Source organism: Terasakiella sp. (assembly GCF_048267425.1).
In the GTDB taxonomy this organism is placed as follows: domain Bacteria; phylum Pseudomonadota; class Alphaproteobacteria; order Rhodospirillales; family Terasakiellaceae; genus Terasakiella.
In genome coordinates this window covers 589,285-602,209 of record NZ_JBLWXN010000002.1, presented here as the reverse complement: position 1 = coordinate 602,209, position 12,925 = coordinate 589,285, and the positions used below count along the sequence as shown (strand labels likewise).

General features: G+C 48.9%; 13 protein-coding genes. 7 read left to right on the top strand and 6 right to left on the bottom strand.

Translation table 11 applies throughout. The annotated features are described in order from the left end of the window. Positions 1-3 precede the first annotated feature (3 nt). From yaaA to ACN0VA_RS06015, 3 genes are all read left to right on the top strand, one after another. Positions 4-777, top strand: coding sequence for a peroxide stress protein YaaA (gene yaaA, locus ACN0VA_RS06025; RefSeq protein ID WP_417820275.1), 774 nt, complete (start codon positions 4-6; stop codon positions 775-777). Between the two features lie 71 nt (positions 778-848). Continuing rightward, positions 849-2,246 carry a thiamine pyridinylase gene (gene bcmE, locus ACN0VA_RS06020; protein ID WP_417820273.1) on the top strand — a complete coding sequence of 466 codons (1,398 nt, stop codon included), beginning with the start codon at positions 849-851 and terminating at the stop codon, positions 2,244-2,246. 21 nt (positions 2,247-2,267) lie between these two features. Continuing rightward, positions 2,268-2,420, top strand: coding sequence for a hypothetical protein (locus ACN0VA_RS06015; RefSeq protein ID WP_417820272.1), 153 nt, complete (start codon positions 2,268-2,270; stop codon positions 2,418-2,420). Here ACN0VA_RS06015 and ACN0VA_RS06010 read toward each other — a convergent pair. Both ACN0VA_RS06010 and ACN0VA_RS06005 read right to left on the bottom strand, forming a co-directional pair. Then, positions 2,404-2,694, bottom strand: a complete 291-nt coding sequence (locus ACN0VA_RS06010; protein ID WP_417820271.1) for a GIY-YIG nuclease family protein — start codon at positions 2,692-2,694, stop codon at positions 2,404-2,406. The genes ACN0VA_RS06015 and ACN0VA_RS06010 overlap by 17 nt on opposite strands. Before the next feature lie 30 nt (positions 2,695-2,724). Further along, complete coding sequence (locus ACN0VA_RS06005; protein WP_417820270.1) at positions 2,725-3,648, bottom strand: glutathione S-transferase family protein; 924 nt, start codon at positions 3,646-3,648, stop codon at positions 2,725-2,727. A gap of 101 nt (positions 3,649-3,749) precedes the next feature. Here ACN0VA_RS06005 and ACN0VA_RS06000 point away from each other — a divergent pair, with 101 nt between their 5' ends. After that, positions 3,750-4,658, top strand: a complete 909-nt coding sequence (locus ACN0VA_RS06000) for a LysR substrate-binding domain-containing protein (protein WP_417820269.1) — start codon at positions 3,750-3,752, stop codon at positions 4,656-4,658. Positions 4,659-4,715: 57 nt separating this feature from the next. Here ACN0VA_RS06000 and ACN0VA_RS05995 read toward each other — a convergent pair whose 3' ends face one another. From ACN0VA_RS05995 to ACN0VA_RS05980, 4 genes are read right to left on the bottom strand one after another with little or no spacing between them, the layout of a single operon-like run. After that, positions 4,716-6,758: a hypothetical protein gene (locus ACN0VA_RS05995; protein WP_417820268.1), complete on the bottom strand. Its 2,043-nt coding sequence runs from the start codon at positions 6,756-6,758 to the stop codon at positions 4,716-4,718. Then, positions 6,755-9,427 carry a DUF4159 domain-containing protein gene (locus ACN0VA_RS05990; protein WP_417820267.1) on the bottom strand — a complete coding sequence of 891 codons (2,673 nt, stop codon included), beginning with the start codon at positions 9,425-9,427 and terminating at the stop codon, positions 6,755-6,757. The genes ACN0VA_RS05995 and ACN0VA_RS05990 overlap by 4 nt, the downstream gene beginning before the upstream one ends. Then, on the bottom strand, positions 9,415-10,311 hold the full coding sequence (locus tag ACN0VA_RS05985) for a DUF58 domain-containing protein (RefSeq protein WP_417820266.1): 897 nt from the start codon (positions 10,309-10,311) through the stop codon (positions 9,415-9,417). Before ACN0VA_RS05985 ends, ACN0VA_RS05990 begins: the two co-directional genes overlap by 13 nt. 14 nt (positions 10,312-10,325) lie before the next feature. Next, complete coding sequence (locus ACN0VA_RS05980; RefSeq protein ID WP_417820318.1) at positions 10,326-11,267, bottom strand: AAA family ATPase; 942 nt, start codon at positions 11,265-11,267, stop codon at positions 10,326-10,328. Positions 11,268-11,503: 236 nt separating this feature from the next. On the opposite strand from ACN0VA_RS05980, the gene ACN0VA_RS05975 reads away from it, so the two are divergent. From ACN0VA_RS05975 to ACN0VA_RS05965, 3 genes are read left to right on the top strand one after another with little or no spacing between them, the layout of a single operon-like run. Further along, positions 11,504-12,049, top strand: coding sequence for a DUF1285 domain-containing protein (locus ACN0VA_RS05975; protein ID WP_417820265.1), 546 nt, complete (start codon positions 11,504-11,506; stop codon positions 12,047-12,049). Continuing rightward, positions 12,001-12,645 (top strand): CoA pyrophosphatase, encoded by a 645-nt coding sequence (locus ACN0VA_RS05970; protein ID WP_417820264.1) that lies wholly within the window; start codon positions 12,001-12,003, stop codon positions 12,643-12,645. The genes ACN0VA_RS05975 and ACN0VA_RS05970 overlap by 49 nt, the downstream gene beginning before the upstream one ends. Continuing rightward, on the top strand, positions 12,645-12,923 hold the full coding sequence (locus tag ACN0VA_RS05965) for a hypothetical protein (RefSeq protein WP_417820263.1): 279 nt from the start codon (positions 12,645-12,647) through the stop codon (positions 12,921-12,923). Before ACN0VA_RS05970 ends, ACN0VA_RS05965 begins: the two co-directional genes overlap by 1 nt. Positions 12,924-12,925 lie beyond the last annotated feature (2 nt).

Below are 12,925 nucleotides of genomic sequence, written 5' to 3'. Positions count from 1 at the left end.
ATTATGTTCTGTGTTGTTTCCCCTGCAAAAAAGCTGGATTTTGATACGCCGGTTTCCGGTCTATCCCATACGCAGCCCTATTTTCTGGAAGATACAGAAGAATTGTCGCAAACAACACGTAAGCTGACTCGGGCTGATTTATCACAACTGATGAAAATTAGCGAGGCACTGGCCGATTTAAACCATGCTCGTTTTCAGGGGTTCTCAACGCCGTTTACCCCGGATAATGCCAAACAAGCTGCATTGGCGTTTAGCGGGGATACCTATGTTGGTTTGGATGCAAAAAGCTTGAATGAAGACGATTTCAAATTTGCCCAGAAGCATTTCGGGATTTTGTCCGGCTTTTATGGTTTGTTGCGTCCACTTGATTTGATCCAGCCTTATCGTCTTGAAATGGGAACACGTCTTTCCAACCCACGCGGCAATAATTTGTACGATTTCTGGGGCAGTCAGATTTCACAACGTTTGAATGATGTTTTGAAAGATCACTCGCAAAAGGTTTTGATCAACTGTGCTTCCAACGAATATTTCAAGGCCGTAGATAAGAAGGCACTGGATGCAGAAATTATCACACCTGTCTTTAAAGAGATCAAACAAGGCGTGGCAAAAACCATTGGCCTTATGGCAAAACGGGCACGTGGGTCCATGGCGCGCTATATCATCCAAAACCGCCTTGAAGACCCGCAAGCCATTAAAAAATTCGATCTGGGCGGCTATGTCTATCGCGACGATCTTTCCAAAGGCAATGACTGGGTCTTTACGGCAGAACGCGATTGACGCCAAGACTTATTGAAAGGGAAGCTTGATTGTGTTCTGATATTTGCAACCATTATAATATGGAGGCAAATATGGGACGGACGTTTCGAATTTTCTTAATAACATTTTTTTTCATAATAGGGTTGGTTGCGCAGGCCCCCATTGCCCGTGCCGTAGATAGTCTGACGGTGGGGCTTTATCCGTGGGTGCCGCGTTTACAACAGTTTCAGGATGCGATTTCCACGCAATGGGCAAAGGTCCAACCCGATGTGAGCCTTCATTTTTTAACATCTGATGAATGGGACGGCGGTTATCATATGAACCCGCCGACCAACGCCGATGTCTATGTCATGGATGCCATGTTCCTGAACTATTTCAACAGCATTGGCTCGGTTGATCTGTTGCAAGATGATGAAGTTCTCAACAAGCAGGATTTTTTTGAGTACGCTATTGATGGTGTGAAAAATCCGTCCGGTGGCTATTTGGCAGTCCCTATGCTGGGTTGCGCCAATGTGCTGTTTTACCATGAAGATGATGGCGCCGTTGCGAGCGCACAAACCATCAGTGCGTTAAAACAAACCTTAAAGACCTGTACCTTTACCAGCATGGTGCCGCCAGGACCCCGCGGATTGATGATTGATATGCAAGGGGCCTCGACAGCGGCCTGTCGTTATATTGAATCCGAAGCCGGTATTCAGGGGACTTGGCCGATTAATCTGCCGGAAACCATTGATCCCACCGCAATGGATTTTTTGCGTACCATGATGGATATGACCAGTTTCTATAATGCGACCAAGGCCGGTGACAATACCTATAACCGTGGCACATGGTATAGCGAAGGATATGGACGGGTCTTTGTCGGATATACCGAGACATTTTCCGCCATGTCAGCACAGACACGGGCGACGACAAAAATTAAACCTTTTCCGGCCTCCGACAATGCCGATGCCCCGACCATGTTTTATTCCGACCTGATCGCGATTAACCCGACCAGTATCAGTCGTGGCACGCGCGATTTGGCGGTTCAACTTGTCAATGTCATTGCGGATGCGCAAACCATTACGGCCAGTATTGGTCCCGGTGATGGCAAGGATTACCCGCAATACTTAATGCCGGTGCGTCCCAGTGTGTTTGATACGCTTTCAAAGACCTATCCGAAATATCAGGAAATGAAGGAAATGGTGGAAAACAGCAATGCGACCCTGTTTTCACTGGATAGCAATTCACGTGATTGGTTTGATGCCATGCAGAATAAAATTCTGGCCGGGACGCGGACCGATTATGCGTGCGGGTGCGATATCGAAGCAATTTATCCGATCCCGGACAATGCGCGTGCCGGGGCCATTTGCCCACAAACCTGCGCATCACATGGCGGCTGGAACGGTCAGTGGACCAACCAATATCCGGCGGCCCAAAATGGTTCCGTCTGTGGGTGTAACACCTGCCCACCGTCTGTCGAGCAAGAGAAGACACCCCGAGCCAATGATTGATAATTTAAATAGAGACATTTTATGCAGAAAATTCAGATATTGCCCTTGACGCTTAAATGGATCCCGGATCTGCGCGAACGCTTGTCCGGGATGACGGGAGGAGAAGTTTGGTCAAAACGTCATCCCGGCCTTGAGCCGGGATCCATTATTGCGGCATTTATATTGAAAGTTTGAACGATAAATCCTGCCAATAAGGATTGTGTTGTTCAATAAGCTGAATTTTCCATTCCCGTCTCCAGCGTTTCAGGGATTTTTCACGACGAATGGCATGTTCCATGTCGTCGTACATCTCGAAATAAATCAGATTTTTTAGTTTATAACGTTTTGTAAACCCATCGAAATATTCATTTTGATGTTGATAAAGTCGATGTAATAAATGGGACGTGACACCGACATAAAGTGTGCCATACGGTTTGTTTGTCAGGATATAAATACAAGGGCGCTTCATATCCCTGCTTATGAATGGCCCTGAGCGTCTTTACCCCCGACCATGTGGTGCGGTGAAATCAATTTCAGGCCCACATGGAACCACACCTGTGGGATTGATCGTCTCATGACTGGCGTAATAATGGGTTTTGATATGGTCCATATGGACGGTTTCGGCCACACCGGGAACTTGATAGAGGTCTTTCAGATATCCCCATAGGTTCGGGTAATCGACGATGCGTTTTTTGTTGCATTTAAAATGTCCGACATAAACGGCATCAAAGCGTACAAGGGTGGTAAACAGGCGCCAGTCGGCTTCGCTGATGTGGTTCCCGACAAGATAGCGGTTTTTCGATAAGATATCTTCGACCTTATCAAGGGCGGTAAACAGGTTTTCAAAGGCTTCTTCATAAGCATCTTGCGTGGTGGCAAATCCAGCTTTGTACACACCGTTGTTGATATTGTGATACACGAATGTGTTGATCTCGTCGATTTTGGTCTGCAGGGCTGCGGGATAGAGGTCACCGCATTCTTTTGTCGCAAAATCATCAAAGGCAGTATTGAGCATTCGGATGATCTCTGCCGATTCATTACTGACAATGGCATTGGATTTTTTATCATACAAAACGGGTACAGTGACCCGGCCCGTATAATCAGGTTGAACGTGAGTATAAAGAGTGTGCAGGGGATTGCCATCGGGGAGCATCCAGCCGTTCTCTTTCATAACGGGATCAACGACAACCACATCAATGATATCTTCAAGCCCTTTAAGTGCGCGGAAAATAAGCGTGCGATGTGCCCACGGACAAGCGTAGGAAACATAAAGGCGATAGCGATCGGCTTCGGCCTTGAAACCGCTGGTGCCATCCCGGCTGACCCAATTGCGAAAACTGCTGTCCTGACGTTTGAATTTTCCGCCGGTGCTTTTGGTATCGTACCATGTGTCTTGCCATTTGCCGTCAACGAGTAGGCCCATTTCCTATTCTCCTCTTGTCAAAATTCATGCTGCATGATGTACTGTTCGATAGAAAATGATAATGGGGCAATTTGGAACATAATTGTTTCTATGGGGAAACGATGAACAATCTGACAGGCATGATGATTTTTGCACAGGTGGTGCAATCGGGCAGTTTTTCGAAGGCGGCAGATGATCTAGGCATGTCGAAAAGCTCGGTCAGCAAGAAGGTCACTTTTTTAGAAGACCGCCTTGGTGTTCGATTATTAAACCGGACGACACGCAAGCTGAGCTTAACCGAAGTCGGGCAGGTTTTTTATGAACGCTGCGAACGGATTATGAGCGAGGCTGAAGAAGCTGAACTTGCCATTACCCGTTTACAGGATGAACCGCGCGGGCATCTTAAAATCAGTGCTCCGGTCAGTTTTGGCGTGAAACATCTGGGGCGACCGCTTGCGGCCTTTATCGAAAAATACGATGACCTGAGCGTCGATGTGCAACTCAATGACCGTTATGTCGATATTGTGGACGAAGGGTTTGATCTTGCCATTCGCATCGGCCGTTTACCTGATTCTTCCCTGATTGCGAAGAAAGTCGGCTCTAGCCGGATGGTGGTGTGTGCATCGCCCGACTACTGGCAAAAACATGCCAAACCAACGCACCCCCGCCAATTGGAAGATATGAATTGTTTGATATATACCCTGTCGCGCAATAGTGGCGGGTGGTCTTATCAGGAAAATGGCAAGACCCACTTGGTGAAGATTGAAGGGGATGTGAAAGCCAATAATGGCGATATCATTCGTGATATGGCGGTGAATGGGGCCGGGGTTGCGGTTTCACCTGCGTTTATTGTCGGTCGGGAATTGGCAAATGGTGTTTTAGAAGCGGTCATGGAAGAATATGAGGTGGAACCGATCAATATTTATGCCGTTTATCCCCATAATCGACATTTATCTGCAAAAGTGCGCCTGTTTGTGGACTTCCTGAAAGATTGGTTTGGCAATTGTCCCTCGTGGGAAGATATTCGTTAAAGTTTTAATTTTATGCAAAGGCGTCGTCGCAACCTGGTTTAGGTTGCTTGGGATTTGCTAACGGCTTTCGCGCCACCATGCCAAACACCAGAAAGCGGCGGCCCCCATCAGGATCATCCAGAGGGGAACAAGATTGCTGCGCTTTATGCCAAGCACGCTTTCTTTATGGCGCTTGGGCAGGCCGATCCAGTTTCGACCAACCGTTTCGCCTTTGACGGAAACCCGTTGCAACATGGGCATGCCGTCTTCCAGCCAATGCAGGCTTCCCCCCAGTTTTTCAGAAAGGGGGCCGATCAGGGTTTCGCTTGCGCGGGGATCTTCCAGTTCTTTCGGGTTCAGGCTGCCTTTGATTAACGTGGTCCGATGTGTTGTATCTTCCGCGTGATAAATGCCCATTTGCGGGGCATTCAGCTGTTGCTTAAAGATTCCTTTGCCTTGTGCTGTCAATGTGACATTTTGTTGTGTCCCGTCGGGAAAGGTGATTTGAACGGGCGGGTTTTCAGGTGTCAGGCTGTGACGGATAATTTCGATGGTTTGTTCGTCTTTTTGTCGCAGGCTCAGTGTGTTTTCTTCTAGTTCCGGTTCCTTCATTAACCAGTGTACAAGGTTTCTAACCAGTGCGTTATGGGGACCGCCCCCGTCAAACCCACGCGCCCAAAGCCAAAGGTGATCGCTTAAAAGCATTGCAACACGGCCCTGTTGAATGCGGTCCACGACCAAAAGCGGTTGTTGATCTTCGCTTTGCAGAATGGTTTGACCGGAAATGTTTTGACTGTTCACAATCCGCATCCATCGACCCCAGTCTTTTTGCGGGCTGCTGAGTTGGGTTGTGATGGGGTGGCGTTTACCCAGTTCAGTTTTTTGCAAGCGATAGGGAGTATCGTCTTGAATTCGTCCGTTGGGCAGGGCAGGCAAGACGGTTTTTAACCCGGTTTGGGCAAGGCTGCGCGCGCCTGCAAAATCCGGTCCGGCAGAAATTAACAAGGCTCCCCCTTTTTCAACATAACGCACGATGTTTTGAAAGTAGCTCTCGTTCAGGACATTGTGTCTGTAATAACGATCAAAAATGATCAGGTCGAAATCATTAAGTTTTTCTTCAAAAAGCTCCCGCACCGGAAAGGCAATGAGCGACAGTTCATTTAAGGGGGTGAAGTCTTCTTTTTCCGACGGGCGCAGAATGGTGAAATGAACCAGATCAACAGCCGGGTCAGACCGTAAAATATTGCGCCATGTTCGTTGCCCCTGATGAGGTTGCCCGGATACGAGCAAAACGCGCAATCGGTCGCGCACCCCGTTAATGCTCAGCGCCACTTTGTTATTGTTGAGGCTGAGTTCATTTTCAAGGGATGGCGTTTCCAGCAGAAGTTCCTGTCTTCCCGCATGATCTGCAATATAGACCGTTTCTTGAACGCCGTCTTCTGTCGGGGTGAAACGTTGTTTTTTACCGTTCTCATGCAGCAGAAAAAGTGGTGCGTTTGCATTGGGTTGTGCATTATCTAGGACACGAACACGCAAAAAAACAGGTTTGCCCACAATGGCATAGCGTGGTGCATCGACAATTTCAATGCGGCGGTCCATGTCTTTTTTACTGCCGGTAATCAGAACATGAAGGGGGCCGGGCAGATTGGATGCGTCCTTCAGGTCGTGAATTTGACCATCGGTGATGAGGACGCTACCAGCGTATCGTTCCGGGTCTATGGTGCCAAGGGCCTGCTTGATCCGATTGATGATCCTTGTGCCTGATTTATCCTCGTCGGGTTGGGGCGCTAAATCAATGGTTCGGATTTCCAGATCTTGATAGGCAGAGGCATCTGTCTTTAACTTTTCAACGGCCTGTTGTCCTTGTGCCCAGCGATCCCCAAGGGATTGACTGGTGGAGGTGTCATATAGAATAAACGCGATATCTTTTTCTTGTCGGGTATCCGTGCGCGTTATTTGCGGGACACTCAGGGCCAGAAGAACGAGGATAGCCCCCAGCAAACGCAAGATGGCCCCACGCTGTTTTTTTCGTATCGACAGGACTGTCAAGACGCAGACAATTCCGGCCAAACTGAACAGGGACCAAAGCGGAAGAAGGGGGGCGAATGAAATTTCCGTCATAAGCCCAACCTTTGTAAAATAGCAGGGATATGGACTTGATCGCCTTTATAATTCCCACTCAGGATATACATGACGAGGTTGATCCCAAAGCGCATAGCCTGTTCGCGTTGTAATTCACCCCCCGGTATGACGGGATATAAGGGACGCAGATTGTCATCACGCGCCCAGGCTTGCGCCCAGGCATTGCGACCGATTAAAACAGAAGAGACACGATCATTTTTGGTGTCACCGTCACTTTCTACCCAAACCCCATCAAAATCAAAACGACCGGGGAAACGCTGCAACAGATAAAAGGCACGTGTCAGAACGTGGGTTTCCCCCACAGGGTCCAACGGGGCGATATCCAAATTTGCGGTTGCCTGCGCCAATAAAGCGGGGCGATCTTGGCCCATTGTATCAAACAGGATAAATCCACCGGTTTTTAAAAAACGATTGAGCTTTTCTGTCGCTTGCGGGCTGAGGATGGTTTGCTGATCCTCAATCGCCCAATAAATCATGGGAAAGAGGGACGGATCGTCCTTTTCAGGATCGAACGCCATTGCCGGGGCCAGTTCAACGGCCGTACGCCTGCGTAAAGTCGCCCCCAGACCGTTTAACCCTCGTTCCAGTGTTTCGTTGAGTTGCGGGTCATGGCTTTGCATATATGCCAGTCGCATTTGATTGGCGGCAGCCAATGCCTTGTCCCAATCTGTTTCGCTGTGGGCGGGCATGATGGAAAAAAGCATCACACCAAGGACAGACCCACTTATAACGCCAACTGTTTTAAACCGTATGCTTAAGAGCCAGTCAAGCAAGGCCAAAAGGAAGGCAGCAAATAAGAACCAAAGGGACAGGTTTTGTTCGCTGGCCTTATGGAAGGTGCGTTGTGTGACGGTTGATGGAATTGAATCAAGGGTCGTCATATCTTTGACAAAGGGACCTAAGTTATAAGCTCTTGGTGCTTGAGATGTTCCATATAAACCGGGTGGATGGGAAAAATCAGGGCTTTGACTTTCCAATTCATTTGATGTGATCGGTGTAAATTGCGTGCTTGCAGCGCTTAAAAAACCATTTCTATCAAATAGACGATAAGGGGAAAGCGGCCCGTCTTGTACAGCCGTGGATTTGCGTGTTGTCAGGCTTAAAAGTCTTTTCAGCATTTGTTCAAAAGTCCCGGATAAGGGGAGTTTTGACCAACCGGGAACAGCTTCGATATGAAAAAGAATACTCCACCCTTGGCCTATTTGTGCTGCGGTAACCAACGGGGTCCCGTCACTGAGACGGGCCCATGTCTTTTCGCTTAGATCGGCACTGGGGCGGGCAAGAATTTGTTTGTTGATTGAAATGTCATCCGGTACGGGTAGGCCGAAAAACGGACTGTGACTGTCAAACGGCGCTAAGCGATGGGGTTTGTCCCAACTGAGACTGCCGCCAAAGGTGCGCTCGCCGGGCATGAGCTGCACGGGCAATAACGGGTCAAAACTTGTCCCGTCTTTTGTGTCGTTTTTTCGGGCGCTGGCAAAACGTACAAAAATACCACCTTGTTGTACCCAGTTTTCCAACCGTTCGTTCTGTTGGGGGGGGAAGGCTGTGTAATCCACATCAATAATCAGGCTGAGTGATTGATCCAGCAGATTATTTAAGGATGCAATTTGAAGATGGCTGTATGGGGCAAGGCTTTTCTCAACATAGTATGATGGGGCGAGAAGTGCCTTATCGCTGCCCTTTGGTGCAATCAGGCCCACACTTTGATCGCGCCACTTTTCATCCAGCAGATATTGCGCACCGGGGTTTGTAAATCCGGCAATGCGAATGCGTTCTGTCCGACTTTTCAGTTCTTGTGGGATATCAATAAATTGTTCGTGAACTCTCTCGCCAGCTTTTAACTCATATTTCTTTTGCAGGAGAACCTGTGCCTCCCCATCCAGAAATTGAAGCTCCAACGCTTTGTTTGAGGGGAAGGTCAGTTCCGTGAGGCCAATGTGGAAACCTTTGCCTTTACGTGTGACGTTATGAAGAATGGGTAACGGGGGAAGGGTGCTTTCCGTAATATATTCGACATCCCCGATTTGCAGGAGGTTTTGTAAAAAAAGGTTCTCTTGTGGATCGCTAAGGCCATTGGATATCCAGCTTATTTTGGGCTGTGTCGATAACGTGGATTGCAATTCTTTGATCGAATGCAACACCGCTTCATGCGCGGTTGGCCAAGGGTGCGCAGACAGATGTTCCGCTTCATAAACAAGGCGATCATGGGGTTTTTGTTCAAATGGTACAGGCTGGCTGGTCCCCATAATATAAACGGACTGTTCTGTGTCTTTTGCACTTGCCACCAGCCGCAACAATTCTTGATGGCGTTGGTCCCATCGATCCATGACAGACCAGTCATTGTCGATCAGAATGATATGGGGAACTTGACTGGTTTGGTTTGATTGCGTTGCGTTTAAAACAGGGCCAGCCAATGCGATAATCAAGCATAAAAGCAGCAACCCACGCAGCAAGAGAACCCACCAAGGTGTCCTGGCTGCCAATAAGCGCTGGCTGGTTAATTCTTGCAGCAAACGGACCGCCGGGAAAGGAATGACTTTCGGCTTTGGCGGTGTGGTTTTCAGCACATACCACAATAGCGGTAAAAACAATAAGGCGCTGAAAGCCCACGGGCTGACAAAGGAAAACTGGCTTAACCCTTCCATTGTGTCCCCCGCCCTTGTGTGATGGAAAGGTAAAGGTTGAGAAGGGCGCTTGCGGCTGATTGCGAAGTGTCGTGACGCTGGAAGCTCCATCCCAAGGAATGAGCTAACAGGTTCAAGGTCTGACGGCGATTTTTCAAACGTTCCTTGTAGGCATCGCGCACGGTTTCAACATTTCCGAAATAGGCACTGCCTTCGTTTTCCAAGCCTTGAAATTCAACTCGTCCGTCAAAAGGAAGGCTTTCTTCGGCCGGATCCAGTATTTGGATCATATGCCCGCGCACATGGCGGCGGCTATAGCGTTTCAAGGCTTCTTCTATTTCCGGTAAGGGGGAGAGGAAATCACCGATCAGGACAAGTTCACCGTGGCGAGGTAAATGGGCATGTTCGGGCAGGCTTTGCAGGGTGTCTTTTCCGCTTCGATTACGTTCCAGTATGCTTGCGAGGCGATAAAGGGCCGCCCGCCCGCGCCCCGGTGGGTTGGCATCTCCCAATAGGGCGATTTGTTCGCCGCCGCGCAGCAGAAGGGAAGCAAGGGCCAACGTGATCAATTCCGCCCGATAACGTTTATTTACAAGGGTTGGGGAGGAACTGTAATTCATGGAGGCAGAAGGATCACGCCATAACCAGACGGTCTGGGCGGCCTCCCATTCATATTCGCGCACAAAATGATGTTGAGTTTTGGCAGATTGCCGCCAGTCGATTGCGCGGGTGGACTCTCCGCTTTGATAGGGGCGAAATTGCCAGAAGTTATCGCCTTGTCCACGCCGCTTACGACCATGAATACCTTGGGACACGGTTGCTGCGACGCGTTCAGCCTCCACCAACAAGGCAGGCAATCCGGCGCATTCGGCTTCTGCACGATGTATGGTGGGTGGGTGTGTCATTTATGGGGGCTATCCTATCCGTTTATAGTCCGCGTGATTAATTGTTCAATGATGGTATCCAGCGACACCCCTTCGGCACGGGCGGCAAAATTCAAGGCCATGCGATGTCGCAAAATCGGGGAAGCCAACGCGATGACATCGTCAATGGATGGGCATAACCGGTTGTGCAAAACGCATCGGGCACGCACGCCGGACATTAAGGCCTGACTGGCACGCGGTCCCGGTCCCCATGCGACGTGTTTTTGCACATCGTTTAAGGTACTGGTTTCAGGGCGCCCTTCACGCACCAGTGTCAGGATGGCCTCGACCACGCTTTCGCCGACCGGGATATCACGCAACAAGGTCTGTGCCTGAAGGAGTTCTGCTGAGCTACAAATGCGTTTGGGTGTCTTGTTATCGTTGCCCGTTGTGGTCATCAAGATGGCGCGTTCGGCATCACGTTCCGGGTATTGGACGCTGATCTCCATGAAAAAGCGATCCAGCTGTGCTTCGGGCAAGGGATAGGTGCCTTCCTGTTCCAGCGGGTTTTGGGTGGCCAAAACGTGAAAGGGTTGGGGAAGGTCATGATAATGCCCCGCAACGGAAACGCGTTTTTCCTGCATGGCTTGAAGCAAGGCCGACTGGGTGCGGGGGCTAGCCCGGTTAATTTCATCGGCCATGAGTAATTGGCAGAATGTCGGACCTTTGACAAAACGGAAATGGCGTTTCCCGTTGTCGTCTTCGTCTAAAATTTCGGACCCGATAATATCACCGGGCATAAGGTCCGGTGTAAATTGAACACGGCGTTCATCCAGACCGAGAACGGTACCTAAGGTTTCAACCAGTCGGGTTTTACCCAGACCGGGCAGGCCGATTAAAAGGACGTGCCCACCGGATAAGATACTGACCAAAGTTTCTTCGATGACTTGATCCTGACCGAAGATAATGGCATTTACTTCGCGGTGCACGGTGGCCATTTGTTTGCTGAGGGCTTCAAGGGCTTGAACGGCTTTGGGATTGTCTTTCACAATAAATATCCTTGTTTTGCCATGATAAAAGTCCTATCTCAAAGATGTGGTTGCATTTGTCAGTAATGCAATTTTAACCGGCTCTGAAAATAAGGATAGGTTCGAACGTACGGAAAACCAAACAATTATGTGTGATCTGTTGAAGAATTTATGTGAAAGAAGGGTGAGTTGGGGAGGAGCGAGAAATGATGAGTACGATTGCGCAATCCAATGCGCAGCAATCTGCACAACCGATGTGCGGCGATATTGATATAAAAATTGCAAAAGACGGCACGTGGTTTCACGAAGGGGGACCGATTGGACGCAAAGAATTGGTCTGTTTATTTGCAAGTATTCTGAAACGTGATGAATATGGGGATTATTGGCTGCAAACCCCGGTTGAAAAAGCAAGAATCGTCGTAGAAGATGCGCCCTTTATTGCCGTTGAGTTGTTTGCGTGCGAATGTGGCTGTGATCAAAAATTGTCTTTACGCACAAATGTGGACGAAGTTGTTCCCATTGGGCTGGACAATCCCATTCGTGTGGAACATGATTCAAAAACAGGTGAGCCCGCACCGTACGTGACATTGCGTCAGGGTGAGGGTATGTTTCCCATTGAAGCAAAGATAAATCGTGCCGTTTTTTATGAACTGGTCAATCGTGGTGTTGAAGAAACAATAGACGGGGAAGTGTATTTCGGAATATGGAGCAACAACGAATTTTTCCCACTGGGACAATTGGACGAGGACTAACGCCAGAGAGTTTATGCGATTTTTTTGCATCTTATCAGCCCGATCCTCAGGATATTCGCGGGGACCATGATCTCAACGGATTTCGACCGAAACCGGATAATCGCGAAGCTGCGGTTCTTGTTCCCATCGTTAAACGCCATGATGAACTGAGTGTCCTGTTTACCAAAAGAACCGACCATTTAAACAACCATCCCGGCCAGATCAGTTTCCCCGGTGGGCATACCGAAGAAGACGACGAAACGGCGATGCATGCCGCCCTGCGCGAAACCGAAGAAGAAGTCGGTTTGCCGGATCGATATATTCAAGTGATCGGACAGTTAAACGATTATGTGACACGCACGGGATTTCGGGTTACGCCTATCGTCGGTCTGGTGGATTTCCCTTATCCCACAGACCCGGATGACCATGAAGTTGCCGAAGTCTTTGAGGTCCCGTTATCCTTTTTAATGGATCCCGCCAACCATCAAAAATGTTCACGTATTTTTATGGGGAAAAGACGTTATTTTTGGGCGATGCCCTATAACGATTATTATATCTGGGGGGCAACAGCCGGGATGCTCCGAAATTTTTATGACGTATTGTCAGGTGTGAAATAATGCGCTTTTTGCTGCAATATATTCTTCCATTGGCCTTTCCGACCGCGCTTTATCTGGTCTGGAAACTATATCACAAAAAAAAGGCGGGTGAGGAAGCCCATCATATCGATTTAACCAAAGGGCCGTGGTTGCGGCTATTCGGGATCGGTGTGGTTTTGATGGGGATCGGCCTTGTCTTCTTTAATGTGATGGATGGGGAAAAGCCGGGCGGGGTTTATCAGCCACCGGTCTTTCGAGATGGTAAAGTTGTCCCCGGTCATATCATTCGTGACGAATAACA

What these genes read in the sequence shown, in the direction of transcription:
- ACN0VA_RS06005 (WP_417820270.1), bottom strand. Translation starts at nt 3,648, where the DNA reads ATGGGCCTACTCGTTGACGGCAAATGGCAAGACACATGGTACGATACC.
- ACN0VA_RS06015 (WP_417820272.1), top strand. Translation starts at nt 2,268, where the DNA reads ATGCAGAAAATTCAGATATTGCCCTTGACGCTTAAATGGATCCCGGAT.
- ACN0VA_RS05965 (WP_417820263.1), top strand. Translation starts at nt 12,645, where the DNA reads ATGCGCTTTTTGCTGCAATATATTCTTCCATTGGCCTTTCCGACCGCG.
- yaaA (WP_417820275.1), top strand. Translation starts at nt 4, where the DNA reads ATGTTCTGTGTTGTTTCCCCTGCAAAAAAGCTGGATTTTGATACGCCG.
- ACN0VA_RS05970 (WP_417820264.1), top strand. Translation starts at nt 12,001, where the DNA reads ATGGAGCAACAACGAATTTTTCCCACTGGGACAATTGGACGAGGACTA.
- ACN0VA_RS05990 (WP_417820267.1), bottom strand. Translation starts at nt 9,427, where the DNA reads ATGGAAGGGTTAAGCCAGTTTTCCTTTGTCAGCCCGTGGGCTTTCAGC.
- bcmE (WP_417820273.1), top strand. Translation starts at nt 849, where the DNA reads ATGGGACGGACGTTTCGAATTTTCTTAATAACATTTTTTTTCATAATA.
- ACN0VA_RS05975 (WP_417820265.1), top strand. Translation starts at nt 11,504, where the DNA reads ATGATGAGTACGATTGCGCAATCCAATGCGCAGCAATCTGCACAACCG.
- ACN0VA_RS05995 (WP_417820268.1), bottom strand. Translation starts at nt 6,758, where the DNA reads ATGACGGAAATTTCATTCGCCCCCCTTCTTCCGCTTTGGTCCCTGTTC.
- ACN0VA_RS05985 (WP_417820266.1), bottom strand. Translation starts at nt 10,311, where the DNA reads ATGACACACCCACCCACCATACATCGTGCAGAAGCCGAATGCGCCGGA.
- ACN0VA_RS06010 (WP_417820271.1), bottom strand. Translation starts at nt 2,694, where the DNA reads ATGAAGCGCCCTTGTATTTATATCCTGACAAACAAACCGTATGGCACA.
- ACN0VA_RS05980 (WP_417820318.1), bottom strand. Translation starts at nt 11,267, where the DNA reads ATGGCCACCGTGCACCGCGAAGTAAATGCCATTATCTTCGGTCAGGAT.
- ACN0VA_RS06000 (WP_417820269.1), top strand. Translation starts at nt 3,750, where the DNA reads ATGAACAATCTGACAGGCATGATGATTTTTGCACAGGTGGTGCAATCG.